Below are 25,251 nucleotides of genomic sequence, written 5' to 3'. Positions count from 1 at the left end.
CTCGGGTCTCATTTGATCCTCAGGGAGAATTCGTGAAGAAGATTCTTAGCGTTTCCGGGGCGTTGTTGCTGTTGCTGGGTGCGGTCTCAGCAACAGCGCCGGCGGCAGTTGCCCAACCATCTCCGTCCGCCAATTGGCATGCGGAGAAGGCCTGCGCCGATGTCCCAGCCGGCTCTGCCTCGTGTTTTGCGCTCAAGTACGTCGATGATTCAACGACCGCGGGCCAAGCGCACGGAGGACAAGCCAAGCCTGCTTCGAGCACGCCACCCGCCACCGGCAAGACCCCTGCGGATATACAGAGCGCTTACAACATCACCGGCCTCCAGTCCGGCGGCCGAACGGTCGCCGTCGTGGATGCCTACGGCTATCCGAACCTTGAACGCGATCTCGGCGTTTACCGCTCACAGTTCGGCCTTCCGGCATGCACGGTCAGCAACGGCTGCCTCACGATCATGGACCAAAACGGCGGGAACAAGCTCCCCAGGTTCAATTCCGGGTGGGCTGACGAGACCTCCCTCGACGTCGACGCCATCTCGGCAGCGTGCCCGGACTGCAAAATCCTGGTGGTACAGGCGACAACAGCCGGCCTCACCGATCTTGGTACAGCCGTATCGACGGCCGCCAAGCAGCCAGGCGTCGCGGCGATCTCCAACAGCTACGGTGGCGGGGATTCGGCGGACTCCAGCTACGGTGCGTACTACAACCACCCGGGCATCGCCGTGACAGCGTCAACCGGTGACAACGGGTACACCGGCTCGTCCTACCCTGCTTCCTCGAGCTACGTCACCGCGGTGGGAGGCACCTCGTTGGTCAAGAACTCCAGTTCACGCGGGTGGGGCGAATCTGCCTGGTCCGGCTCTGGATCGGGATGCTCAAGTGTCAACGCCGCGTTGCCGGCGGCTGCCACCTTCGGCACCGGCTGCAGCAAGCGCGCCTCAGCGGACGTCTCCGCCGTCGCAGATCCGCAGACCGGCTTGGCAGTGTACGCACCGAGCAGCAGCACCACCTCGTCATGGGCCCAGTACGGAGGCACTAGCCTCTCCTCGCCCCTGATCGCGGCCATGTATGCGCTTTCCGGGAACACCGGCAGCTCCTCGGCACTGGCCAACTCCCTCCCCTACACAAACTCGGGGCACTTCAATGACGTCGCCTCGGGTTCGACGGGCACTTGCTCCACGAGCCAGTGGTGCCTCTCCGGCACCGGATGGGACGGGCCCACAGGCGTCGGCACTCCGAACGGGGTCGCCGGACTCTAGATATGCGGTAATCGCCCGAAGGGTGGCCGGCGTCCAAGGGTGCCGGCCACCTTGCTTTTAAAGGGCAGCATCACTAGTGCTTAAGGTTTGTCAACTCCTGGAGAACCTCATCCGAGGTGGTGATGATGCGGGCGTTGGCCTGGAAGCCGCGCTGGGCCACGATCAGGTTGGTGAATTCCTGGGAGAGGTCCACGTTGGACATTTCCAGGGCCCCGGCAGTCAGGGTACCGAGTCCCGCGGCGCCCGGGGCACCCAACTGGGCCGCGCCCGAGTTGGCGGTAGCCACGTAAGTCGAGCTACCGGCCTTTTCAAGGCCGCCGGGGTTGGTGAAGCGGGCAAGGGCCACCTGTGCCAACACCTGCTTGGCACCATTGCTGAACGAGCCGATGAGTGAGCCGTCGCCGCCCAGGGTGAAGGACTCCAGCTTCCCTGCCTCGGATCCGTTCTGGCTGCCGACCGTGAGCGTGCTCATGGAGGCAAAGCCGGTCACGGTGGACATGTCCACCGTGATGCCGCCGACGGTCATGGCACCGCCCGAGGTCAGCGCACCGTTCGCGAACGTGAGGGTCGTGTTGCCTGCGGCGCCGTTGGCGTCCGCCCCGGCCACATCCCAACCGCCCGCAGAGCGGCTGAACGTAAGCGTCAAGCTGCGGGAGGCGCCGTCGGCGTCGTAGACCTTGACTTGGCGCTCCACGCTGGTCCCCACGGCCGCGTCGGACGGCAGGTTTCCGTCCAGCGAGGCCTTGGTGGTGGCGACCGCCGCCGACGTGGTGTTGGGCGAGAGGGCGATGGGGCCGATAGGACCCCCCTGGTTCACGACGCCGTTGGCGGCGGACCAGCCCTGCAGGATGCCGCCGTCGGGACTCACGAGCCGGCCGGCCGCGTCCATGTCGAAGGCGCCGGCGCGAGTGTAGAGCTGCTGGCCGGCCTTGCTGGTGATGAAGAACCCGTCGCCGGAGATCATCATGTCGGTGGCGCGCCCGGTGCTCTGCGATGAGCCCTGGCTGAAGTTGGTGCTGATTCCCGCCACGCGCACGCCCAGGCCGATCTGGGCGGGGTTGGTGCCACCGGTTTCAGTCTGCGGGGCCCCGGCGCCCTGCGTCATCTGGGAAAGCGTGTCCTGGAACTGGGTGGAGGAAGCCTTGAAGCCGGCGGTGTTCACGTTGGCGATGTTGTTTCCCGTGACGTCCAGCATGGCTTGGTGGGCACGGAGGCCGGAAATTCCGGAGTACAGCGAACGAAGCATGGTGTTGCCTTTCTTCGGGTGGTTCGGGGAGTCTTATGGAGCGTCAGGCGGTGGGCGACGGAGCCGGTGTGGGCGACGTTGCGGCCGTCATCCCGCTGATGGAATCGAGCGGAACGTTCATTCCCCCGACCGCCACGGTGGGGGTTCCGGCAGCGAAGGAAACCGAGCTCGCGACGCCGGAGCCCTTCGTCCCGTCCGGGAGATCGTAGCTGACGTTGTGGCCGATGATCTGTGCCGCAGCGCTGCGCATCTGGAGCGAAAAGCTCTCCTTGGCGTCGGCGGTGAGTTCCGTCATTTTTTCCATCATGGACAGCTGGACGGTCTGGCTCATCATCTGGTTGGTATCCATGGGTGAGCTCGGATCCTGGTTCTTCAGTTGTGTCACCAGCAGGGACATGAACATGTTCGAGTCCATGGACTGCGCGGGCGCGGGCGCGGCGGTTCCGGCTGCGGTGGTTCCAGGCTGGACTCCGCTGCTTGCCGCGATGGCTTGGATGGTCACTATTGGCTCTCCTTCATCAGACAAGAATGTCCAGGCTGCTGGTACTGCTTCGGGGAGGTACGACGGCGGTCCGCGGCAGGCGAACCGGCTCGCCGTCGCTGCCGCGCGGGAAGGCGGGGCTATCGGCCGGGCGTCGGTCCCGGGGGTCCGAGCCTCCCGCGCCGGCATCGGCCGGAGCGTTGTGTTCGGACAGGTCGAGGCTGGCGCCGAAGCCTGATTCGCCGAGTCCGCGCCGCAGTTCCGGCAGGACGCTGCGCACTGCCTCGCGGCCTGCTTCTCCGGGGGCGAACAATTCGATCCGCACCCCTGAACCGTCGATATGGGCCCGGACCGTCAGCGGGCCGAGGTCTTCCGGGGACAGCTTCAAGGTCATGACATGGGCGCCGGGCGCCGCCGAGGCCAGGGAGAACAACGGCCCGGACACTTGTGGCACCAGTTTCGCCGGGTCTGCCTGGGGCGTGAGTGGTGCCATGCCTGCGGGGGCCGCCGAAGGAGCTTCCTGGAGCGGCGACGCTGGCTGCACCACTACCGGTATCCCAGCCGGAATCCCCGCAGGAAGCGCGAGTGCCGGGGCAGCGGGATTGTCCTGCCCGAGGATCCGCTGTGGCTCCTGCTGCGTCGCAGGTTTCCCGGCGGGAAGTGCGACAGCGGTGGCGGACTCGCCTGCCGGGGCCGCGGTCGCGTTGACCCCGGGTTCGGGGCCGGCGGGCAACGGTTTGGTGGGCAGCGCGGTTCCGGGGAGAGGGCTCGCGGGCAACGGGCTCGTCGGTGGAGTGCCGGCAGGCTGCAGACTGGCCGGCAATGGGCTGGCCGGGATCTGACGTGAGCTTTGACCAGGCTTTCCGACCAGCACTGCCGGCACAGAGGGAGCAGGGACCAAAAGAGGAGGGACCACAGGCCCTTGGGCCGAAGTACCGGGGGCGTTCGAAGGCGCCGGGTTTGCCGTCAGCGCCGCCTGGATGCTGCCCGTATCCACCCCTACGGCAAGGCCTGCCGTGGCCAGCGTGCCTGCAACCACTCTGGCCGGCGCCGTACCGTCAACCACGCCGACTTTGACCGGCACAGCGCCGCCCGAGCTGCCCGCCTGCGGAGCAGCGGTCCCGGCTGCGGGACCGCCGGCTGCGGCCGCGCCCGCAACAGCACCTGCCGCAACAGCGGCAACAGCACCCGCAACGACACCTGCCGCATCCACAGCACCCGCCGCATCCACCGTGTCCTTGGGGACCTTCGTCCCCTCCGGCTTGGCGGCTCGGGCGAGCGGCACGGTACCGTCGGCTGCGGGCTTCCCCTGCGCGCCGCCGTCGGGCGCTTGCTGCGCGGTCCCATCGGAGGTCTTCGCATCCGACGCCAGCACGCTGTTCATCACTGACTCGAAACCGGCGGAGGCGCCAAGCTGCGGCACCAGTGGAGAGCCCGGAACAGCCGGACGCGGGGAGGCCGCAACGGCGGGAGGCAACTGCATCACGAGCCTCCCGCCGGGACTATGCGGCGGATCGCGGTCAAGTTGGACTGCTGTTCCCACGCATCGCGGATCTGGATGGTCTGGCCGGGGACGGGAGCGTCGATCGCTTTGCCGTTGCCAAGGTAGATGGAGATGTGTTCGCCGCCGAAACTGACCAGGAGGTCGCCGGGCTTGGCCTGGGCCAAGGACGCCACCGGCGTGCCTTGGCGCATTTGATCGCTGACGACGCGCGGCAGATTGACGCCGAGATCCTTGAAGACGCGCTGCACGAAGCCCGAGCAATCCATGCCAACGGCCGGGTCCGTGCCGCCCCACACGTAGGGCACGCCCACGTATTTCTTGGCGTCAGCCACTACGGCATCGCCGGTGACACCGCCGGCGGCCGTGCCGGTTCCGACCCCCGAAAGCACTCCGAGGCCCGCAATGCCGGAGAGCGCGGCATTGCCGGGGAGGGCTGCAACGCCGGAGAGGCCCGCAGTTCCCGCGAGACCCGCGGTGCCGTCGAGGCCCGCGGTGCCGTCGAGGCCCAAGGAAGAAGCGAACTGGCTGACGTCCGGCGTCGTCGATCCCCCGACGGCGGTGCTCAGCGCTTGCGCGAAGGACGCCGCGTCCGTCGAAGAGGCCGTACCCGCGGAAGGGTCGGCCGTCGCGGAAGTTGCTTGCGGGCTGATGCCTTGGCTAAGTTGCTGCAACACCGATTGGATGCTTTGGATGCGCCCGATGGCCTCCGCCATGCTCATGAGGTGGCCTTCCGGTGCCACGCGGAGGACGCGATCTCGTCCAGCACGCTTTGTTCGGCGTGCAGCGCGTAAGCCTCGAAAGCGGCGCCGTGACGTGTTTCGAGCTTCTCCAGTCCCACGGCCCGGCGCTTTGCCTCGGTGTATTCGGCACGGGCCTCGGCGGCTTCAGCTTCCGCGCTGGCGGCCAAGGCGTCAAGCTCAGCCAACATGCTTTGCGCGGACGCGCGGGAGGCCGCGATGGCCAGGAGCGACGCGGAGCTTCCGGGATCTCCGGCGGATTCGGCCAGCTCTTCCCGGGCGGTAGCGCGCCGGGATCGCAAGGACGCGGTCCGGGAGTTGGCGCGCGCCAGGCCGCTGGCAGCGGCATCCTGCTGGGTCTGGCGCAGGCGCAACAGCCCGGCCAGGGAGAATTGACGGTTCACGCGGCTCCTTCGAGGCTTGCGGAGAGGCGGAAGAGTTCCGGCCACGACTCGCTGTACGGGGTGGAATCGTCCATGCTTTGCTGCAGGAACCCGTTGATGGCGGCTTCATGGTCCAGCGCCGCGTCAACCAAGGGATTGCTGCCACGGTGGTAGGCCCCAACGTCGATCAGGTCCTGCGCGCTGCGCCGCGCGGCGAGGACCCTGCGCAGGGAGGCCGCGAGCGCAGTGCGATCAGCGGAGTTGACCTTGGAAGCCACGCGGGACACCGATCCAAGGACGTCCACCGAGGGGAAGTGCCCCGTGACGGCGAGCTTCCGGTCCAGGACCACGTGTCCGTCGAGAATCGAGCGGGCGGCGTCGGCGATCGGTTCGTTGTGGTCGTCGCCGTCCACCAGCACCGTGTAGATACCAGTCACGGATCCGGTTTCGGCGGTGCCGGCGCGTTCCAGGAGCCGCGCCAGCACGGAAAAGGTCGACGGCGGGTAGCCGCGGGTGGCGGGAGGTTCTCCGGCGGAGAGGCCGATTTCGCGCTGGGCCATGGCCACACGGGTCAGCGAATCCATCATGAGCACCACGTCCCGGCCGGCCTCGCGGAAGGATTCGGCAATCCGGGTGGCCGTGACGGCGGCGCGCAAGCGCATCAGGGCAGGTTCATCGGACGTTGCAATAACCACCACTGAACGGGCCAGGCCTTCGGGACCGAGGTCATCTTCCAGGAACTCCCGCACTTCGCGCCCGCGCTCCCCCACCAAGGCAATCACGGAGACTTCGGCGTCGGTGCCGCGGGCGATCATGGACAGCAGCGAGGACTTGCCGACGCCCGAGCCTGCGAACAGCCCCATGCGCTGACCGCGGCCAAGAGTGGCCATGGTGTCCAGGACACGGACGCCCGTCTGGAGCGGGGTGTCCACCCGGGCGCGGTGCATCGCGGACGGGGCTTCGTTGTCCAGGGGGACCATGGGACTCGCGGGCAATGGGCCCTTGCCGTCGATCGGACGCCCGAGCCCATCCAATACCCGCCCGAAAAGGCCGCGGCCGGTAGGGACCAGGATCGGAGCGCCTTTGGAACGGGCCGGGTCTCCCGCGGCCACTCCGGTCAACCGTCCCAGCGGCATGCAGCGCACGGCGCCACTGACTGAGGCGACCACTTCGGCGTCGAGTCCTGGGGCCTCACCGATGGTGACCAGATCTCCCACCGCGCAGTCCAACCCGGAGACCTCCAGGCCGAGGCCGAGCACGGACGTCACAGTGCCCACCCGCTGCGGTGCCGCGGCGGCGAGGGCTGCGCGGAAACGGCCTGCGTGCGGCCGGTATGCGGTAAGGCTCATGCGTCGTTCCCCAACAGGGCTGCTTTGGCCCTGTCCACCGCGGTACCGAGCCGGGCGTCGAGCCAGCCCTGCGGATACTCCGCGATCGCATCGCCGCGGTCCAGTGCGGGATCGGCCTTGAGTTCGACGCCGGCCACGCTCCCGACGTCGACGGCGGTCAGCGCGGCGAGGTCCTCCGGGTGGAGCCGGACAGTGGTCACTGTTTGCACGTCGGAAGCCGTTGCCAGGGCCCGGGCCAAAGCGGCGCGGGCGGTGTTCGCGCCGTCGTTGAGCTCGTAGCCCAGGATGGCTTCGGCGAGTTCCATCGCACCGGCTGCCAAGACGTCCTGTGCTTCCTCCAGCACGGCGCCGCGGCGCTGCCGGGACTCGGCGGCCGCCGCTTCGAGCGCACGGACAGCGTGCCCCACGGCCAGGCGCCCGGCGTCGAGCATTGCGCGGTGTTCGGCTTGAAGCTGTTCCCGGAGACCCAGCTGTTCGGCGGCCGCTGCCCGGATTCCGGCCGCGTAGCCTGCCGCGTGTCCCTGGGTGTACCCCCGGTCCTCCTTGCGTGAGCTCGTGGCCGGCTGGATGTCCGGGAAGACCACCCTCCGGAGTCCGGCCTCAGTAGACATAGTCGTCTTCTTCGCCGCGCCGGACCACGATGGCGCCTTCGGCCTCAAGCTCACGGATGGAACGGACAATCTCTGCCCGCGCCTCTTCAACCTGGGAGGCGCGCACAGGCCCGGCGGAAGCCATCTCGGCTTCGAGGATTTCGAGGTTGCGCCCGGAAACGTTGGTGCGCACTGCCTCGAGCACCGCGGCGGGCGCACCCTTCATGGCGACGGCGAGCACTTCGGCATTAACGCCGCGCAGGATCTGCTGGATGTCGCGGCGTTCCAACTTCACGATGTCCACGAACGTCAGCATCCGGGCGCGCACTTCCGTGGCCAGCTCCGGATCGAGGGTTTCCAGGCCTTCCAACACGGAGCGCTCGGTGTTGATGTCGGATCGGTTGATGATGTCGACGAGGGGTTGGATGCCGCCCACAATCTCACTCGACTTCCTTTGCGACATGACGGCTCCGGCGCGAACCTTGAGGGTCTCGGCCACGATGCCTACGGCTTCCGGCGAAGCCATCCCCATGGTGGCGATGCAACGGGCCACCTCACTCCGTTGCACGTCGCCCAGGCCGGCCATGACGGCGGATGCCTTGCCTGGCCGCAAATGCGCCAGGATCAAGGCAATGGTCTGCGGCATTTCGCCGTCGATGAGGGCCAGGAGCTGGCCGGGATCCATCATTTCCAGGAATTCGAAGGACTTCCCGGCCATCGTGGATGCGAGACGGTCCATGAAACCGGCGGCTTTGTCCGCACCGAAGGACGCTTCCAGGAGCCCGACGGCGAATTCCTGGCCGCCGCGGGCCGTGCGGCGCCCGCTGACCGCAAGGTCGTGGAATTCTGTCAGGACATGGTCCGCCACGGCTGACGAGACGCGGCGCAAGCGCACGATCTCGCCCGCGATGTCCTCGGCCTCGGACTCTGAGAACTGGGTCATGAGGGAGGCTGCGCTGGCCGGGCTCATCTGCATCAGCACCACGGCCACCTTCTGGGCGCCGGTCAAGCCGCCGACGTCCAACTCCCCGGCCCTCATACCGGCTGCCTTTCATCCATGAGTCCCCGCAGGTAATCGGCGGTCCGTGCCGGGTTCTCGGCAACCATGGCCTCAATCTGCGCCCGCCGCCGTTCGCCGTCGAGAGCTTCGGCTCCGGACATCGGCAACGCCGGAACCGGATGCACAGGCGGCAGTTCGATCGCCGACGTGGCGGGGGGCCCTTCGAGCGCCGGAGCGGACACCGCTGGGGGCAGCATCTCGTAGTCCATCCGCTCGCCAAGGTCGACGGGCTCGCGGCGCTGGCGGCGGCGCAGGAGGATCAGCACCAGCACAATCAGCGCGACCACGGCCAGCAGGACGCTTCCGGCCAGGATGAGGGTATTCATCAAATCCGACTGTTGCTTGGCATCGGCTTGCGCTTTTGCCGCGCCCAGCGCCTGTGTCGCTGCGTCTGCAGCGGAAGTGCTGAAGGGCAGCACCTCAACCGTGACCACGTCGCCGCGGGTGGGATCGACGCCGGCCGCGGAAGTGACGAGCGCCTTGACGGAGTTGACGTTGAGTCCGGCCGCCGCGGCCTGGTTGATGGCGACGGAGATCGTCTGGCGTTTGAGGGCGCCTTGCGGAATGGTGCGGTCCTCCGTGACCTTGTTGACGGCGTTGTTCTTGGTGGTGTCGCTGGAGTCGAAGGTCCCGTTGCCGTTGGTGCCGCCCGGCACGGCAATGTTGTCCGGGCCCAGGACACCGGAGGCGCCGCCGCCGGTTCCCGTGTACTTCTCGGTCTTGGTGCTCTCGCTGAGCGGAGCGGCATCCTTGGCGGTGGAGAAGGTCTCGCTGCGCTGCTGCGCGGACTCTGCAGTCACGTCGGCCGCGACCGCGACGGTGGCGTTGCCGGGGCCGACTACCCGGTCCAGGACGGCCTTCACCGAATCGGAGGTGCGTTGCTGGTAGTCGGCGGCTTGCTTGGACGAGGACCCTGTGGCTCCCCCACCCACAGTGGAGAGGACGTTGCCTTGGGAGTCCACCACGGTCACGTTCGTTGGCTTCAGGTTTTCGATCGCCGCCGAGGTCAAGTGCACGATTGCCTGGACCTTATCTGCGGACAGGGTGATACCCGGCTGCGTTTCCACGAACACGGATGCCGTGGCGTCGGGAGTCGTAGCGGTGAACACCGTTTTTGCCGGAAGGGCGAGCTGAACGGCGGCGGTCTTGACGCCGTCCATGGCCTGGATGGTGGTGGCGAGTTCGCCCTCAAGCGCGCGCTTGTACGTCACGGTCTGCTGGAATTCGGAGGAGGTCACTCCGAGCTTGTCCAGCAGCGAATAGCCGGTGGCCGCGGCCGCCGGCAGGCCCGCCGCGGCCGCTTTCAGCCGTTCGTCGTTGACCTTGTCGTCGGGGACAAGGATGGTGGAACCGCCGTTGCTGAGCTCGTACGGGACGTTGTCCTTGCGCAGCTGCTCCACGATGCTGTTGGCGTCCGTGTCCTTCAAGCCCGAGAACAGCGGCGAGTAGGACGGCTTCCCCAACCATGCTGACAGGGCCACTCCGCCGAGCACCAGGACGGCGATGCCGATGATGGCGATGGTGCGCTGCCCGGCGGTGAAGCCCTTGAATCCATCGCCTATCTTGCGGAAGAAAGCGGCAATCTGTGGGGGCATCAGGCCTGCATCCTCATGATCTCGTTGAACGCGTCAACGCCCTTGTTCCGTACCGTGGAGACAAGCTCCATGGTGATCTGGGCGCGCGTGGCGGCGATCGTCGCTTTGTGGATGTCGTCGAGGTTGCCCGTCACCGCAGATACCGCCAGCTGGTTCGACGTCGATTGCAGTGACTGGAGGTTGTCCACGGCACCGGTCAGCGCCGTCGCAAAGCCGTTGCCGCCCGCCGCCCCGGTGGTTCCGCTGACGCTGTCTGTGCTGCCCAGGTAGCCGGTGCCGGTGACGCCCTGCACGGAAAGACCCCCGCTGCCCTGAATTGCGCCGATCGGGTCCAAAGCCATCAGGATTTTCCTATCTCGAGCGCTGCTTGGTAAGTCTCACGGGCACGGTCGACAACTTGCGCGTTGGCCTGGTAGCCGCGTTGCGCCACAATCAGCGCACCCATTTGTTCGGAGAGGTCGATGTCCGGGTAACGCACGTACCCCTGGGCGTCGGCAAGGGGATGGTCCGGTTGGTACACCAGCCTGCCGGTGGCACTGCCCTGGGGGGTGCTCTTGACGTACACACCGTTTCCATCGCTGCCTTCGGCGGCTTCGACGTAGCGGGCTTGGAAGGCCTTGCCGCTGGTGCGGGACACGTCGTTGATGTTCGCGAGGTTGTCCGAGACGGCATCGAGCCACTTGCGGTGGACAGTCAGGGCGGAGCCGGCAATGCCGATCGCGTCGAAAGTCATCAGCTGGTCCTCAGGGCCGTGCGGATCGCGGTGAATTCGTCTCCGACGGCCCGGGCCGCGAACTGGTAGCGCAGGACGGTGTCCACGTTGGAGAGGGTTTCCGTGTCCAGGTTCACGTTGTTGCCGTTGAGCTGGGTGGGTTCCTGCGACGTAGACACCGTGGGTGCAGCGTAACCATTACCGGCGCTCACCGAGGCCGCGAGCGCGTCTTCGAACTGCACCCTTTTGGCGTGGTAGTTCGGGGTATTGATGTTCGCGATGTTGTTGGCGATGGTGTTCTGGCGCAAGGAGAGCCCATCCAGGGCGCTGCCAAGCGCAACAGAAGTCACTGAGTCGAACACGTCGGCCTGCCTTCGCGAATAGATATGAAGAGGCCGATCCGTGGCCGTGCATCGAGCAATCCCTGCTCAACTTCCACCATCGGCACGCGCCGAGGATCCGTTAGTCGATTCAGGGATAGTTTTCGGTACTTTTCTTCAGCCTTGGACGTCGAGGATCAACGGACGCGAGGCATCGCGGCTTCCAGGGACTGTGCTGAGTGCGTCCAGGTGGGCAAGGGCGTCGTTCCGGATTTTGCCGAGGATGTTCACGGATTCCAGCTGCGCGTCAAGGAGCCTCCGTGCCCTGTCCACCAGAGCCGGCGGAAGGGGCCCGGCCTCGGCAGGGGGATTCCAGGGCACCGGCTCTCCCCCGGAGACCGCGACGGCGATATCGGCTTCCAGCCGGTCCAGGATGTCGGACCATTCCCGCATCGGGTCAGCCGACACCGAGGGTCCCGATCGTGCTGGCGGTCGCGCCCTGGGCAGGAAGCTGCGAAGAGGCGTCATGCCAGCCTTGCCGCAGCGGTTCCAGCAGCGCGATACATTCCTTGGTCCGGTTGACGTCGCGGTAGATGTTGGCCCCGATCAAGGCTTCCATCGAGTACTGGTAGATGCTCAGCAGTCCGGGGGCGCCATCCCAAGCGTCGGTCTTCAAGGTGGAGGACAACTCCGTGACGATCGCCTGGGCATGCAGGAGGTTTTCCCTGGCGACGCCCCAATCGGCGTTCTCCTGGGCGAATTGGGCGCGGCCCAGGTCCAGCAGGAGGCGGTCGTACAGCATGGTGAGGAGCCTGGCCGGTGGGGCCGAGAGGATCGCGTCGGTGTTGTACTTGCTGAGCTGGCTGGCTCGAAGTGCTGTGGCTGTCACGGTCTAGTTTCCTGACGACGAGGAGGATGAGGACGAGCTGGACAGGGCGGAGATCTGGCCGGTGAGCCACGATGCCTGGGACTTCAGGCCACCGAGCAGGACCTCCATGTTGGTGTAGACAGCCTTGAGGGAGGCGCGGCGGTCCGCGAGCCTGACATCCCAATCGGCGATCTGGGAGGTCAGATCCGTCACTTCGGACTGCTGCCCCTTGATCAGCTGCGGTATGGAGCCGCTCACCGGGTCCGAGGCGTTCGTCGCGGCCGAGGCGACCCTCGTGGCGATCTGCGACAAGGCGGACTGGGTTCCGGCCGGGTCGGCCGCCATCGCCGAGGCGAACTTGCCGCTGTCGAAGGTGAAGGTGCCGTCCTTTTCGATGACGATGCCGTATTCGGAGGGCGATTTGCCGTTCACCGGGGCCACCACCGCTTCGGTAACGGCGTCGCTGATACCCCGCACGGAGCTGTTTCCGGTGAAGATACCGCCCTGGGCGCTGGCGACACCGGCGGCGCTCGTGGTCGTGCTCACCGCGCTGCTGGTCGCGATGTAGCCCAAAAGATCGTTCACCGATGAGACCAGGTCGCTGGCCTTCTTTGTGATGCCGGCGGTGTCGCTTGCGACAGTGACGGTGACCGGTGAGGAGCTCACGGCCGTTGCGGTCACCGAAACCCCGGGAAGGATCTCGCTGAACGTGTTGTTGGACGAAGTGATGGTCTGCTGCGCTGCGGTTCCGGCATACAGGACAGCCTGGGCATCCGCAGCCGGTTTGACGATGGCGGCAGTGGGCGCGGCAAACAGGTCCGTTGCAGTCCCTGCGGTGACATCGGCGGCAGTGCCCTGATAGGCCTGGAAGTCGCCCGCTGCGCCGCTCGTGCTGGAGGTCAGTTGCAGGCGATAAGTGCCGTTGCCGGCCGGGACCTTCACCGCGGTCGCTCCCCCGGCGGCGGCATTAACGGCCTTGACCACATCGTCAAGGCTCGTGGAAGCGGGGGTGATTTCGGTGGCCTTGCCGCTCTTGTCAACCAGCGTGAGGTGTGCCGGGTTGCCGGACGCATCGGTGGGCCACGTGGTGAGGGCTTCGGTGACACCGACTTTCGTGGACGCCAACTGGGTCACCGTCACATCGATCGAGCCCGTGGTCGCCGTGGTGGACGCGGTGGCCGTGACGGCCGGGTTGTTCGTGGTGGCCGTGAACAGATTGGTCGCGCCCGGCGCTGAGATGGACGTGGCAAGGGAGTTCAACACTGTCACGCGGGTGTTGAGGCTGTTGAGCGCGTTGATCATCGACTGGTCGGAGGTGACCTTGGCCTGCAGCTGCTGCTGGGGCAGTGCTTCCACGGCCATCTGCGCGTCGATCATCGAGGTGGTGTTCAGGCCGCTGGCGAGGCCGTCAATCGATGTTCCCACTCGGGGGTTCCTTCCAAAGTTATGCTGCTGCGCTAACGGCCAATGGCGGCCAGTCGGGTACAGGACCCGAGCTGACCGCCACCGGCGATGGATCCGCTAGGCGGTCCGGTTCTAGCCGAGGAGCTTGAGGACACCCTGGCCGGACTGGTTGGCCTGTGCCAGCATGGCCGTACCGGCCTGCTGCAGGATGTTGGCCTTGGTGAACTTGACCATTTCCTGGGCCATGTCGACGTCGGTGATGTGGGACTGTGCGGCCTGCAGGTTCTCACCGGAGACGTTCAGGGTGTTGATCGCGTGCTGCAGGCGGTTCTGGGTGGCACCCAGACCTGCCTGCTGGGTGGTGATGTTCTTGATCGCCGTGTCGATCTTGGCGATCGTCGCCTGAGCGTTTGCGCTAGCTGTACCGTCGCCAGCCACCGTGTCGGTGACGTTGAAGTCGGTGGCCCCGGCTGCGCCGGACAGGTTGCCGACCGCCGTGGCTACGTCGCCGACCTTGATGTCGATCTTGTCGTTGCCGGTGCTGCCGGTGCCGACCTGGATGCTCAGGGTGCCGGTGGCGGAAACGCCGGTGCCGGTGTTGCCCTTGAGCAGGTCGATGCCGTTGAAGTTCGTACCCTTGGTCAGGCGGTCGAGTTCCTGGCCGAGGGAGTCGCCTTCGGTCTTGATGGCTGCACGCGCATTGGCGTTGTTCGTGTCAGACGAGCCCTGGACGGCAAGGTCGCGCATGCGCTGCAGGATCGAGGTGACTTCGCCGAGTGCGCCTTCCGTGGTCTGGATGACCGAGATGCCGTCCTGGGCGTTGCGGGCTGCAACGGCAGAACCGGAAACCTGGGACTTGAGGCCTTCGGAGATGGTCAGGCCGGCAGCGTCGTCAGCTGCACTGTTGATGCGCAGGCCGCTGGAAAGCTTCTGCATCGAGCTGGCCACGTCGTTCTGGGTGTTGCTGAGGTTGCGGTAGGCGTTGTTCGCCATCAGGTTTGTGTTGATTGCCATGCCCATGGTGTTTCCTCCGTGATTGGGTCTGCTGGTACTCCAGGCCGTCCGTGGCCTGTCACTTCTGGTTATCGGAACAACGTTCCTTTTGGTTAGCAAAAATCCGCAGGGAAATTTTGCGGCAGCCCACAAAATCCGCAGGGCGCCGCTTGACTGGACAAAGCAGACAAATCATGTATGAACAACGCCTAACGCGTGGGCGACTGCAGCCGATAGTTGTCATTGGCGCGGCGAAGGCACAGGGGAAAGTGCCTTCTCGCGGCAATGCACCCGAAAAACCAACCCGGAACTGGAGTTGACCCGACATGGCCATCCATGAACTGTCGGCCCTGCTGTGGCGGGAACGTGAGCTATTGGACCTGCTGACGTTCAAGCTGGAGGAAGAGCAGCTGCTCCTCACAGCGGGCAAATCCCGATGGTTGCCGCATGGCACGCGGGAAGTCGAGCAAGTACTGGAACATTTGTCCAAGGCAGGCCTTGCCAGGGCGGTGGAAGTGGCTGCCGTGGCAGAGGAATGGGGCCTGCCAGCGGAGTCCTCGCTGGGCACGCTTGCCTCGTCCGCGCCGGAAGCGGCCTGGGCCGACGTCTTGTCCTCGCACCTGAATGCGATGCAGCAGCAGACCGCCACCATCAAGCAGTTGCGTGATTCAAACGAGCAGTTCCTCCGCGCTGCCGTCCGTTCCACCCAGGAAACCATGGCGGATCTGAAGCCGGCCGCCGGGACCTACGACTCCCATGGCCGGACAGGGGTCCAAGGCAGGACCCCGGACTCAACCCCGTCCCGTCTTTTCGACCAGCAATTCTGACCGGAACTCATCAAACACGGACGGCTAAGCAAAGGCCGGACCACCCGAGGTCCGGATCACCCAAAGGACAAAGCAGTGAGCACATTCGGCGGACTCAATACGGCCTACTTGGGCCTCACCGCAGCGCAGCAGGCGATCAACGTGGCGGGGCAGAACATCGCCAACGCCGGCACGGACGGCTACACAAGGCAACGCATCGAACAATCGGCCCTCAGCGCGCCGGTCCGGACGGGCCTTGTCGCGGCCGGGGTCCAGCCGGGCCAAGGCGTATCCGTCGATGGAATCGCCCGTCTGGGCAATAGCTTCCTCGACGCCGGCGTCCGTTCCACGGCTGCCCAGGCCGGCTACGCCGGATACCGTTCCACCGAGCTCCAGCAGCTCGAAGGCTCGCTGAACGAGCCGGGGCCTTCCGGGATATCCACGGCGCTGCAGACTTTCTGGTCCTCCTGGCAAGGCATCTCCAACAACCCGGGAGAAGCCGCGCCCGCCGGCATGCTGCTTCAGGCAGGTACAACCCTCGCCAATGCTGTTTCGAACGGTTACAAGGCCGTGGACGCGCAGTGGACCCGCGTCCACGGAGAAGCCCAAAGCACCGTCTCTACCCTGAACGACGCCGCCGCCCGCGTGGCCAACTTCAACGCGACCATCCGCTCTGTGACGGCCTCGGGAGGCTCCGCCAACGAACTTATTGATGCCCGCAACCAGGTGACCGAGACCATCTCGTCCTTGGCCGGAGGCACTGTCCGGGACAACGCCGACGGCACGGTGGACGTTTTCGTCGGAGGGAACGCCATCGTCTCCGGCACCTCGCACCGCGACCTCGCGCTGGCAGGCCAGACAAGCATGGGCGCGCCCGGCGCGCCAGTCCAGTTGGAGTGGGCGGACCGCCCCGGTGTCGCGGTACCGCTCGACGGCGGAAAGCTCGCCGGTGCGGTCTCCCTCCTCGCCCCGGCCGCTCCGGGAGGTGCCGGCGGGGCCATCGCCGAAGCCGCCGCGTCCTACAACGCCTTCGCCACCAAACTGATGAACGACGTCAATGCCGTGCACCGTACCGGACAGTCCACCACTGGTGCCACCAACCTCGACTTCTTCGCCACCAACCCCGGCGCTCCGGCTGCGTTGTCCCTCAGCGTCGTCCCGACGAGCGCCGCAGGAATCGCCACCGGCAGCCCCGGCTCCGGCGCCCTCGACGGCAGCATCGCGGACGCCGTGGCCCAAATCGGCACCGGGCAGGGCTCCCCCGACGTTCTATGGTCCGGAATTGTCACAGGAATCGGCACAACGTCGCGTTCGGCACAGCAGCACCAGCAGCTCGCCGACGCGGCGAGCGCTGCCGCCGTCGGGCAGCGTTCCTCAGGAGCCTCCGTAAGCCTCGACGAGGAGAACATCAGCCTCCTCACCAACCAACACGCCTACCAGGCGGCCGCCCGGGCATTGACTGCGGTGGACGAGACCCTCGACGTCCTGATCAACCACACCGGATTGGTGGGAAGGTAAGCCATGCTCAACAGAGTCACCACTCAGACGATGGCCGCCGCCGCGCAGCTGAATCTCCAGGCGGGTTCGGCCAAGCTCGCAGCCCTGCAGGACAAGGCCACCAACCTTACCAACATCACCCGGCCCTCCGACGACCCAACGGGCTTGGCGAATTCCTTTGCCGTGCGGGGACAGATCAGCGCCGCCGGACAGTATTCGAACAACATCAACGACGGCAATGGTTGGCTGACAACCGCCGATTCGGCCCTCGGCCAGGCCACCAACATCCTCAATCAGGTCCGTGACCTCACAGTGCAGGCTGGCAACGGTTCCCTGAACAGCACCGCCAAGGAGGCGATCGCCGTCGAAATCGAAGGACTCAACAACGACCTCCTCGCGCAGGCGAACACGCAGTACCTTGGCCGCAATGTCTTCGCGGGAAGTTCCGATTCGGCCGGCGCCTTCAGCAATGCCACGCCACCCGTCTTCAATGGAACGCCGGGCAGTACGGTGCAGCGGCGCGTCGATGCGAACCAGACGGTGCGCGTAGACGCCGACGGCGGTGCGATCTTCGGGAGCGGCGCCACCTCGGTCTTCGCCTTGGTGAGCAACGTCGTCGCCGACATCCGCTCCGGTGCCGACGTCGGGAGCCGCTTGACCGCCCTCAGCGACAGCATCAAAACTGTCATCAGCGGACGGGCAGACGTCGGAGTGCGGCAGACGAAGCTGATGAGCGCGCAGAACTCCGTGGACGGGCTGAAGGCCTCGCTTGAGGTCCAACGCTCCGGCATTGAAGACGCAGACATAGGAAAGGCGGTCATGGACTTGAAGCTGCAGGAAACCAACTACCAGGTTGCCCTCGCTGTCACTGCCAAGACGTTGCAGCCCACGCTCATGGATTTCCTGAAATGAGCACGGCACAGGCTTCCCGCGAATTGAGCTTCACGGCGCCCATGCCGGGGCTCGAAGCCTCTGCCGGCTTCGCCTTGCGGGGAATCGACGGCGCCCCCGGGCTCTACGCTATGGAATCGGCCAGTCCGCGCATCCGGATGTTCCTGGCCGAGGCCGCCGTCTATCTTCCGGACTACGCGCCAGCCATCCCCCGCACGACATTGGAAGACCTCGGGCTGGACCGGGCCGAGCTGGCAACCACCCTGGTAGTGGTCAACCCGACTCCCGAAAAGACAACGGTCAATCTCGCGGCCCCCATCGTACTCAACCCGGAAACCGGACGCTGCACGCAACTGCTCCTCGACAGCAAGGAATACCCTCTCCGGGCCGAGCTGAGCGCCTAAGCAAACGCGCGCTCACCTTTAGGCCCCTCCCGGCAGACGCCCGCTCAGATGATCTGAGCGGGCGTCTGCGCTTTTGACCGCATATCCGAGCGAGCGTCGCCGGTTTTTACTGCATATGTGAGCGAGCGTCCTGTCTTGCGCTGCGGGATCGTCGCCCGACCCATCGGCCCTCCACAACGCCCGCTCACCTTTGGGCCATTTCCGGCGAACGCGAGCTCACCTTTGGGCCATTTCCGGCAAACGCCAGCTCAGATGATCCACTCCCACACCAAAATTGTTTCGGCAAACCACTTGCGCCCAGGCTTCCGCGCGTTCATACTAAATGAACGTCATTCATTTAGTGACTCCCGTCTCACCGGAAAACAGCCATCATGATCCACACCACCAACCCGGGCGCCCCAACCTCTCCCGCCCACCATCAGCTTCGATGACCCCACAGACGGCTTTCACTGCATCACCCAGCAACAATCTTCGGCCCATCTAGAAAGAGCCAGGCACATGACTCAAATAACCCGCCCAAGCGCCAGGAAAACCGTGGAGGCCCACGATCCCGCCGGCACCGAACACGGCATCAGCGGCAAAGGACTCAAGACGGGGCAGCTGGGGCTCCTCGCCGTCGTCGTCCTCGGTATTTCCTCCGTGGCACCCGCCTACAGCCTGACCAGCTCACTCGGCCCGGCGGTCAACGCGGTGGGCCTTCAGCTGCCTGCGATCTTCATCGTCGCCTTCATCCCGATGATCCTCGTGGCGTTCGCCTACCGGGAGCTCAACGCGGACTCCCCGGACAGCGGCACCACCTTCACGTGGGCCACCAAGGCATTCGGCCCGTTCATCGGCTGGATGGGCGGTTGGGGGCTGCTCGCGGCGAACATCATCGTCCTGTCCAACTTGGCAGGCGTCGCGGTGGACTTCTTCTACCTCTTCCTCGCCCAGGTGTTCGGCAATCCCGATCTTGCCGACCTCACCTCCAACAAAGCCTTGAACATCGCCACGTGCCTGGCTTTCGTCGCGCTGGCTGTCTGGGTCAGCTACCGGGGCCTGCATGCCACCAAACTGGTGCAGTACGCCATGGTGGGATTCCAGGTTGTGGTGTTGGGCGTCTTCGTCGTCATGGCACTCACCCACGCTTCCTCCGGTGACACCCCCACGGCCATTGCTTTCAGCTGGGACTGGTTCGACCCCACGAAGATCAGCAGCTTTGAGCAATTCGCTGCCGGCATGTCCCTGGCGGTCTTCGTCTACTGGGGCTGGGACGTCTGCTTGACGGTCAATGAAGAGACCAAAGGCGGCAAAGGCACTGCCGGCAAAGCGGGCACCACGACGGCGATCGCCGTGCTGGGACTCTACGTCGCCGTGATCGTCGCGACCATGATGGTGGCAGGCGTCGGTGGAGACGGCATCGGGCTCAACAACCCGGACAACCAGTCCAACATCTTCGCCGCACTCGCTTCACCGGTGATGGGCCCCCTGGCCATCCTCATGTCCTTGGCCGTACTCGCAGGCACAGCGTCGTCCCTGCAGTCCACCATGGCCTCACCGGCCCGAAGCCTTCTCGCCATGGGTCACTACGGCGCCCTCCCGCACAAGTTCTCCACCGTGAGCAAGCGCTTCGGTTCCCCCGGATTCGCAACCATCATGGCCGGGGCTATCTCCGGCGGGTTCTACGCCATCATGAAGGTGGTCAGCGAGAACGTCCTCAACGACACCATCCTGGCTTTGGGCTTGATGATCTGCTTCTACTACGGAATGACCGCCTTTGCCTGCGCTTGGTACTTCCGGCACAGCGTGTTCAGCAGCGTCCGCAACTTCTTCATGCGCCTGCTCTTCCCGGTGGTCGGCGGCGTCGTGCTGACCCTCGTCTTCATCCAGACTGCAGTGGACAGCTGGTCCCCGTCGTTCGGCAGCGGTTCCGAGATCTTCGGCGTCGGCCTCGTTTTCATCATCGGCGTGGGCATCCTGGTCCTCGGAGCGGTGGTCATGGTGATCATGGCCCGCGTCCGGCCCGGCTTCTTCCGCGGCGAAACCCTCCGCAAGGACACTCCGGCCCTCGTGGTTCCGGAGTAACCCTCCAGCGCGCCAGAAGCCCTGTTCCGGAATCACCCGGGGCAGGGCTTCTCTTGTGGTTGCTTCACCACATGTGCGCGACGTCGATCACCAGGCGCGATCCCGTTCCCGGACCGGCCAGAGTGACGACCCTGAACGGGAGGCGGGCGCGAAGACCCAGGCCAAGGCTGGTGTATCCCTCGAAGCTGCCCGCGAAGGCCAGCTGACGGAAGGTCCTGTAGCTTGAGACGTTCGTCAGTTCGTTCTTGTCGGCCGGGGTGTACGTGGCATTGCCGCCGGCGGAGTACGCCGGTGCGTTGACTGTGATTTGCAGGAACGCATTGCCTCTCAGGTCAACGGGAAGTCCCGAGCCGTCCTGCAGTACCTGTGGAACGTAACGGATCGAGTAGCCGGCAACGGCGCCGTTCAGGTCGATCACCAGGCGGTCAAAGCATGGTTGCGGGCCCGTCCTGACATTGACCACTTGTGCCTGGGCCAGCGCCGGGTTGGACTTCGCCAGCGATCCCCACACAATCCCGCAATACGGAGCGGCGGACGCTGGTCCCGGAGCCACGAGGCCGAGCCCGACGGCCACTAACACTGTTCCCAACCACGCGTGAAACCTTCTCACCGGGACCCACTCCCCTTAGATACTTGAGAGATCCGATACCTCAAAGCGTAGGAGTGTCCGGGACCTTTCGGTGGCTTCGTTTCCGCTTCGGCCCCCAACCGTTAGTGGAGATCGCGAAGGGTCACGGGGACGTGATGACGCAGCCTGGATTCTGCGTCTTTCCCGGGCTTTGGCGCTGTTTCGCGCCCCCGTTCGTTATCCCGGATAACGACGCCGGATGGGTTACTGCTGAGGGGTCGCGAGGTGCGGGCACGATCTGCCAAAAGTCTGCTGGGCGTGACATGCAAAAGCCCCACCCGGCTGGTGTGGTGTTGCTGGATTCCAGTCGTGCGGGGCTGCTTTGCGTGCGGGGTTTAGCCTTCGCACTCGCGGCAGTACTTGAGGCCGTTCTTTTCCAGCGCGATCTGCGACCGGTGACGGACCAGGAAGCACGATGAACACGTAAATTCATCGGACTGCTCCGGGACAACGATGACGGTCAGTTCTTCACCGGACAGATCGGCGCCCGGAAGGTCGATGCCTTCGGCTGTGTCGTTCTCGTCGATGTCGATCACAGCAGTCTGGGCACCGGAGCCGCGCGATGCCTGAAGGGCCTCGAGCGATTCGGCGGGAGACTCTTCTTCGGTCTTGCGTGGGGCGTCGTAATCGGTAGCCATTGTTGTGGTTCACTTTCGTTGCTGCATAGTGCCATTTCAGGCACCTCAGTGAAGCAGTTTAGGGCATAGTACACGCCATCAACGAATAGTGTGTCCAACGAGACATTTGGCCACGTAAAAACCCCGGAATCCCGGGGTTTTCGCTACTCCCCAGCCCGCATTTTCCTGGCCTGAGCGTCCGCGATGGCCACACCGCTGAGGGCCGGGAGCCAGCCGTAGCGGGTGGTTTCGGTAGCTCCGGAGGCCCCCAGCTCGGCGGCGTCGTAGAAGTAGGCAGCTTCGATCCAGGCGCTCACCTTGGACATGATGGAGACGATCATGCGGCCAAACTACCGAGGCCGCATTCAGGACCCGTTTCCGCCCTGTCACAGCCGTGTTAAATGATCCTGTAGCTCAGTATCCGCGTGCCGCCGTCGTCGTGGCCGTCATCCGGAGCAGCGTGAATCAGCAGTCCGGATTCATCCGAGGTGACGGTGACAGGGTTGCGGGTGATGACGTGACCCGCGCCGCTGAACACGCTGATGGGCACGTCCCGACTGACTCTTCTCCGAACCGGTTCCACCAGCGCCAGTCCTCCGAGTTCAAGGACACCGCCATCGGCCTCCGGCAAGAGGGAAATACCGCTGCACAGCAGGAGTCCCGGGCCCAGGAGTTGGGCATCCTGGTAGTCGACGAAGTGCCCGGGGTTCTCCCACTGATCCAGCAGCCGCCCGTCCGTGTCCCAGGTGTAGAGCTGCCGGGAACCCCAGCTTCCGCCGAACACCAGGTCCAGTCCGGGATCGCGGAGGATCCAACCGATGTGGTCGTCCACACGGAACCGCTCGCTGACCTCGAAGGTGTCCGGATCGATCGTATAGACGATGCTTCTGCTCGCGGCCCGGTACTCGGCGACGGAAACCCACACGTGGTCGCCGTCGAAATCGATACCACCGGGGTGATACGCGGCGTCCTCTCCCACGGGAATATCGCGCAGCAGCCCGCCGTCCGGTCCGAGGACGAACACGTGCCCGCTCCCCCGTCCGGGAGTGCGCAGTGCGGGATCCGCCGCGGGGCGCGGCGCATCGAGGATCTCAACGGAGGACAAGAACGTCAGTCCCCTGGCGAACGCCATGCCCTGCGGGTGGTGGGTCGGAAAATCGAGGCGGATCTCCCCGAGCGGTTCGAAGCGGCTCCGCCGGTCGACCGCGGAGAGGAGCTCAGTCTCCCGCATCGGCATGCGCCTGCCTCCACAATTCGTAAAGCTCGGCTGCGTATTCCGGACGGGCGGCAAGGACCCCGCCCTGTTCCGGGAACGTGTCCATCTCGCCTTCGGAGTTGAGCACGACGCCTCCAGCCTCCTGAACAATAAGCGTCGCCGCCAGGTGGTCGATCGGGCTGAAACTCCCGATGATCGCCCCCGCGCCGCGCCCGGCGGCTACGCCCACCACCGTCATGGTCGCCGAACCCATGATCCGCATGATGCAGTGCCGCTCGCCCAGCTCCGCGAGCAGTTCCAGCATCCCGGGCCACGGCAGGTGTCCCGCGAGTTCGGTCGCCACCACGGTTCCGGCCAGGGCCGCCGTCGAACTCCCCCCGGGAGCCAGTGCTAGCGGTATTCCGTTGAGCCAGGCGCCGTGACCCGCCCACCCCTCGAAAATCTCGCCTCGCCAGGGATCAACGACGACGGCGACAGCTGGCTTGCGGTCCACAGCCAAGGCAAGCGAGAAGGCCGTCCACGGAATCCGGTTTACGTAATTGGTCGTCCCGTCGACCGGGTCAAGGTACCAACATGGTGCGCCGGGCACCGCGACTCCACCCATTTCCTCGCCAACCACTGTGTGGCCGGGAAGGCGGGCGGCAATCACTTCGCGGACGTGGCGCTCGACGGCGACATCGACTTCCGTGACCAGGTCGGCAGGGTGCGCCTTGGTCGAGACCTGGCCGCGATCGGCGTCGCGCATGTACCCGACGACCCATTCGGCCAGCTCCAACGCGACTTTCCGGGACTCAAGAACTTCATCTCCGGCGAGTCCCCCGGGAGCCCGGGCCGAATCCCACACCTGCGGGTCTTCGGCGATGGCGCTTTGCAACAGGTCCAGCTGGTTGCTCGTGATCGAATCCACGCCGAGTCCCAAGGCCCAGCGCATTGTTTCGAGATCATCAATGGTCCAGCACGCAACTTTGGCCCCCGCGGCGTGGATCTGTTCCACCATGTCCTTGCTGAGGACCACGTGCTCGGAATTGACGAACTCGGGATTCAGCTCGGCGAGCAGCTCGTCCGGCGGGGCCGTCCTCTTGCTCCAGGGCAGCCAAATCCGGGCGTCCTGGTCGAGGGCACGGATGATCCGCATTCCGTCCAGGTTCCCGCACCAGGCCACTTCGATGCCGCTTTCGCGCACGACGGCGGCAGCCGCCCCTGCGGGGCCGGGCTCGTCCATGTCGATGAGCAAGGTTGACCGGCGGCCGCGGAAAAGCTCTATGGCTTCGGAAAGCAGGGGAATCCGCTCCTCGCCGGCGCCCAGTTGCCTGATGCGGTCATAGTCGACGTCTGCAGCGTCGGCGTCGAGGCTCCAGATCCTGAGCAGGGAGGCATCGTGGAGCAGGATCACCTGCCCGTCCTTCGTGACCCGGACGTCCACCTCCACCAGGTCCGCACCCGCGTCGACGGCAGAGGCGATGGCGGGCAGCGTGTTCTCCAGATGTTTGCTGGAGTCGCCGCGATGGGCCGTGGCGCGGGTCCTTGTGGTGTCAATGGTGTTGCTCACAGTGAGGCACCTGCCTCTGCTACCAGGCGTCCGTCCCGGAAGGTCATGGCCTTGCGGATGCCGGCATAGAGCTGTTGGCCTGGCCGCATGGGCTCGCCGCTGACAAAGCTGCGGAGCTGGGCGTCGGCCCTGCGCACGTACACTTCCTGGAAGTGTCCGCGCGGGACAACCCTTTCGACCGTCGCCGGAACCGCACCCGCGAAGGGCGCGTCCGCCAGGATGACGTCCTCGGGTCGGATCCCGAGAATGTCCGGGCCCGTGGCAATAAGTCCGTTGTTGAGCGAGCCTTCGATGCGGTTCATGCTGCCGATGAACGTGGCCACAAACTCGGTTTCCGGGCGGGCATAGAGGGCTTCCGGTGTGCTGTATTGCTCGATCCGGCCAGCATTCATGACGGCGATGCGGTCGGACATGGACATCGCTTCTTCCTGGTCATGGGTGACGATGACCGTGGTGATGCCCAGTTCCTGCTGGATCTTGCGGATGTCTTCACGCACTTTGACCCGCAGTTTCGCGTCCAGGTTGCTCAAGGGTTCGTCCAGGAGCAAGAGCTTCGGCTCCTGAACGAGTGCCCGGGCCAAAGCCACGCGTTGCTGCTCGCCGCCGGAAATGCGGGCGGGCTTGGAATCCCTGTGATGCAAAAGGCTGACCAGCTCCAGGACGGCTTCCACCCTGTCCTTGATCTCCGCCTTGGACATTTTGCGGAGCTTCAGCGGGAAGCCGACGTTTTTGGCCACGGTCATGTGGGGCCACAGCGCGTAGTTTTGGAACACCATCGCGCTGGGGCGGTTCTCCGCGCCGAGGTGCGATACCTCTTGGCCTTCCACCTCGATGGAGCCGGAGTCCGGTTCCAGGAAGCCGGCGATCATGCGCAGCGTGGTCGTCTTGCCGCAGCCGGAGGGCCCCAGCAAGGACACCAGTTCGCCCTCCTTGACCGAGAGATCGAGGTTGTCGATGATGGTGCGGCCGCCGAGGACCTTGTGGAGGCCGCGGATGGCCAGGCCACCGCCCGACGCCGGTGTGCCCGGCTTTGTGGGGCTGGCGGGCAGTTCGGTCAATGGTTCATGGATTGTCATGGGTA

Annotated in this window: 28 protein-coding genes; 6 read left to right on the top strand and 22 right to left on the bottom strand. The window is 65.5% G+C overall.

Features of this window, described 5'->3' with window-relative positions:
* The first annotated feature begins 32 nt into the window (after nt 1–32).
* Nucleotides 33–1,256 (top strand): hypothetical protein, encoded by a 1,224-nt coding sequence (locus OIT41_RS03830; protein WP_241708102.1) that lies wholly within the window; start codon nt 33–35, stop codon nt 1,254–1,256.
* A 73-nt stretch (nt 1,257–1,329) separates the two neighbouring features.
* Here the strand turns inward: OIT41_RS03830 and OIT41_RS03825 are convergent, their stop codons facing one another.
* The 16 genes from OIT41_RS03825 to OIT41_RS03750 form a co-directional block, all read right to left on the bottom strand.
* On the bottom strand, nt 1,330–2,502 hold the full coding sequence (locus tag OIT41_RS03825; RefSeq protein ID WP_078106339.1) for a flagellar hook protein FlgE: 1,173 nt from the start codon (nt 2,500–2,502) through the stop codon (nt 1,330–1,332).
* 43 nt (nt 2,503–2,545) lie between these two features.
* Entirely contained in the window at nt 2,546–3,004 is a 459-nt protein-coding gene (locus OIT41_RS03820; protein ID WP_264637446.1) for a flagellar hook assembly protein FlgD, read from the bottom strand.
* A gap of 16 nt (nt 3,005–3,020) precedes the next feature.
* Nucleotides 3,021–4,466, bottom strand: a complete 1,446-nt coding sequence (locus OIT41_RS03815; protein WP_264637445.1) for a flagellar hook-length control protein FliK — start codon at nt 4,464–4,466, stop codon at nt 3,021–3,023.
* Entirely contained in the window at nt 4,466–5,206 is a 741-nt protein-coding gene (locus OIT41_RS20850) for a C40 family peptidase (RefSeq protein WP_319801840.1), read from the bottom strand. The genes OIT41_RS03815 and OIT41_RS20850 overlap by 1 nt, the downstream gene beginning before the upstream one ends.
* Nucleotides 5,203–5,628 (bottom strand): flagellar FliJ family protein, encoded by a 426-nt coding sequence (locus OIT41_RS03805; protein ID WP_078106343.1) that lies wholly within the window; start codon nt 5,626–5,628, stop codon nt 5,203–5,205. Before OIT41_RS03805 ends, OIT41_RS20850 begins: the two co-directional genes overlap by 4 nt.
* Nucleotides 5,625–6,956, bottom strand: a complete 1,332-nt coding sequence (locus OIT41_RS03800) for a FliI/YscN family ATPase (protein ID WP_264637444.1) — start codon at nt 6,954–6,956, stop codon at nt 5,625–5,627. The genes OIT41_RS03805 and OIT41_RS03800 overlap by 4 nt, the downstream gene beginning before the upstream one ends.
* A complete protein-coding gene (locus OIT41_RS03795) occupies nt 6,953–7,567 on the bottom strand; it encodes a flagellar assembly protein FliH (protein ID WP_264637443.1) in 615 nt (204 codons plus the stop codon). Before OIT41_RS03795 ends, OIT41_RS03800 begins: the two co-directional genes overlap by 4 nt.
* Entirely contained in the window at nt 7,557–8,585 is a 1,029-nt protein-coding gene (fliG, locus tag OIT41_RS03790; RefSeq protein WP_241708096.1) for a flagellar motor switch protein FliG, read from the bottom strand. Before fliG ends, OIT41_RS03795 begins: the two co-directional genes overlap by 11 nt.
* Complete coding sequence (gene fliF, locus OIT41_RS03785; protein WP_241708095.1) at nt 8,582–10,201, bottom strand: flagellar basal-body MS-ring/collar protein FliF; 1,620 nt, start codon at nt 10,199–10,201, stop codon at nt 8,582–8,584. The genes fliG and fliF overlap by 4 nt, the downstream gene beginning before the upstream one ends.
* On the bottom strand, nt 10,201–10,542 hold the full coding sequence (gene fliE, locus OIT41_RS03780; protein ID WP_241708094.1) for a flagellar hook-basal body complex protein FliE: 342 nt from the start codon (nt 10,540–10,542) through the stop codon (nt 10,201–10,203). Before fliE ends, fliF begins: the two co-directional genes overlap by 1 nt.
* On the bottom strand, nt 10,542–10,934 hold the full coding sequence (locus tag OIT41_RS03775) for a flagellar basal body rod protein FlgC (protein WP_241708093.1): 393 nt from the start codon (nt 10,932–10,934) through the stop codon (nt 10,542–10,544). The genes fliE and OIT41_RS03775 overlap by 1 nt, the downstream gene beginning before the upstream one ends.
* Nucleotides 10,934–11,275, bottom strand: coding sequence for a flagellar basal body rod protein FlgB (locus OIT41_RS03770; protein ID WP_078106350.1), 342 nt, complete (start codon nt 11,273–11,275; stop codon nt 10,934–10,936). Before OIT41_RS03770 ends, OIT41_RS03775 begins: the two co-directional genes overlap by 1 nt.
* A gap of 135 nt (nt 11,276–11,410) precedes the next feature.
* Nucleotides 11,411–11,686 (bottom strand): hypothetical protein, encoded by a 276-nt coding sequence (locus OIT41_RS03765; protein ID WP_241708092.1) that lies wholly within the window; start codon nt 11,684–11,686, stop codon nt 11,411–11,413.
* A gap of 4 nt (nt 11,687–11,690) precedes the next feature.
* Nucleotides 11,691–12,122 carry a flagellar export chaperone FliS gene (gene fliS, locus OIT41_RS03760; RefSeq protein WP_241708091.1) on the bottom strand — a complete coding sequence of 144 codons (432 nt, stop codon included), beginning with the start codon at nt 12,120–12,122 and terminating at the stop codon, nt 11,691–11,693.
* Nucleotides 12,123–12,125: 3 nt separating this feature from the next.
* Nucleotides 12,126–13,526: a flagellar filament capping protein FliD gene (gene fliD / locus OIT41_RS03755; RefSeq protein WP_241708090.1), complete on the bottom strand. Its 1,401-nt coding sequence runs from the start codon at nt 13,524–13,526 to the stop codon at nt 12,126–12,128.
* A gap of 111 nt (nt 13,527–13,637) precedes the next feature.
* Nucleotides 13,638–14,525, bottom strand: a complete 888-nt coding sequence (locus OIT41_RS03750; protein ID WP_241708089.1) for a flagellin — start codon at nt 14,523–14,525, stop codon at nt 13,638–13,640.
* Between the two features lie 299 nt (nt 14,526–14,824).
* Here OIT41_RS03750 and OIT41_RS03745 point away from each other — a divergent pair, with 299 nt between their 5' ends.
* From OIT41_RS03745 to OIT41_RS03725, 5 genes are all read left to right on the top strand, one after another.
* On the top strand, nt 14,825–15,325 hold the full coding sequence (locus OIT41_RS03745; RefSeq protein WP_241708088.1) for a flagellar protein FlgN: 501 nt from the start codon (nt 14,825–14,827) through the stop codon (nt 15,323–15,325).
* A 75-nt stretch (nt 15,326–15,400) separates the two neighbouring features.
* Entirely contained in the window at nt 15,401–16,822 is a 1,422-nt protein-coding gene (gene flgK, locus OIT41_RS03740; protein ID WP_241708087.1) for a flagellar hook-associated protein FlgK, read from the top strand.
* A gap of 3 nt (nt 16,823–16,825) precedes the next feature.
* Nucleotides 16,826–17,713 (top strand): flagellin, encoded by an 888-nt coding sequence (locus OIT41_RS03735; RefSeq protein ID WP_241708086.1) that lies wholly within the window; start codon nt 16,826–16,828, stop codon nt 17,711–17,713.
* A complete protein-coding gene (gene fliW / locus OIT41_RS03730) occupies nt 17,710–18,096 on the top strand; it encodes a flagellar assembly protein FliW (protein ID WP_241708085.1) in 387 nt (128 codons plus the stop codon). The genes OIT41_RS03735 and fliW overlap by 4 nt, the downstream gene beginning before the upstream one ends.
* A gap of 498 nt (nt 18,097–18,594) precedes the next feature.
* Entirely contained in the window at nt 18,595–20,160 is a 1,566-nt protein-coding gene (locus tag OIT41_RS03725; protein WP_241708084.1) for an APC family permease, read from the top strand.
* Between the two features lie 64 nt (nt 20,161–20,224).
* On the opposite strand, the gene OIT41_RS03720 is transcribed toward OIT41_RS03725, so the two are convergent.
* From OIT41_RS03720 to OIT41_RS03695, 6 genes are all read right to left on the bottom strand, one after another.
* Nucleotides 20,225–20,770, bottom strand: a complete 546-nt coding sequence (locus OIT41_RS03720; RefSeq protein ID WP_241708083.1) for a hypothetical protein — start codon at nt 20,768–20,770, stop codon at nt 20,225–20,227.
* Nucleotides 20,771–21,123: 353 nt separating this feature from the next.
* Nucleotides 21,124–21,426, bottom strand: coding sequence for a DUF4193 domain-containing protein (locus tag OIT41_RS03715; protein WP_078106360.1), 303 nt, complete (start codon nt 21,424–21,426; stop codon nt 21,124–21,126).
* Nucleotides 21,427–21,569: 143 nt separating this feature from the next.
* A complete protein-coding gene (locus OIT41_RS03710) occupies nt 21,570–21,746 on the bottom strand; it encodes a hypothetical protein (RefSeq protein WP_171983423.1) in 177 nt (58 codons plus the stop codon).
* A 56-nt stretch (nt 21,747–21,802) separates the two neighbouring features.
* Nucleotides 21,803–22,636, bottom strand: a complete 834-nt coding sequence (locus tag OIT41_RS03705) for a DUF6454 family protein (protein ID WP_264637442.1) — start codon at nt 22,634–22,636, stop codon at nt 21,803–21,805.
* The gene (locus OIT41_RS03700; RefSeq protein WP_241708081.1) at nt 22,623–24,170 is read right to left on the bottom strand and encodes an inositol monophosphatase family protein; all 1,548 of its coding nucleotides are present in this window, start codon (nt 24,168–24,170) and stop codon (nt 22,623–22,625) included. Before OIT41_RS03700 ends, OIT41_RS03705 begins: the two co-directional genes overlap by 14 nt.
* Entirely contained in the window at nt 24,167–25,246 is a 1,080-nt protein-coding gene (locus OIT41_RS03695) for an ABC transporter ATP-binding protein (protein ID WP_241708080.1), read from the bottom strand. Before OIT41_RS03695 ends, OIT41_RS03700 begins: the two co-directional genes overlap by 4 nt.
* Between the last annotated feature and the right edge of the window lie 5 nt (nt 25,247–25,251).

It is taken from the genome of Arthrobacter sp. YA7-1 (assembly GCF_025960325.1).
In the GTDB taxonomy this organism is placed as follows: domain Bacteria; phylum Actinomycetota; class Actinomycetes; order Actinomycetales; family Micrococcaceae; genus Arthrobacter; species Arthrobacter bambusae_A.
This window is presented reverse-complemented; position numbering and strand designations above follow the sequence as displayed.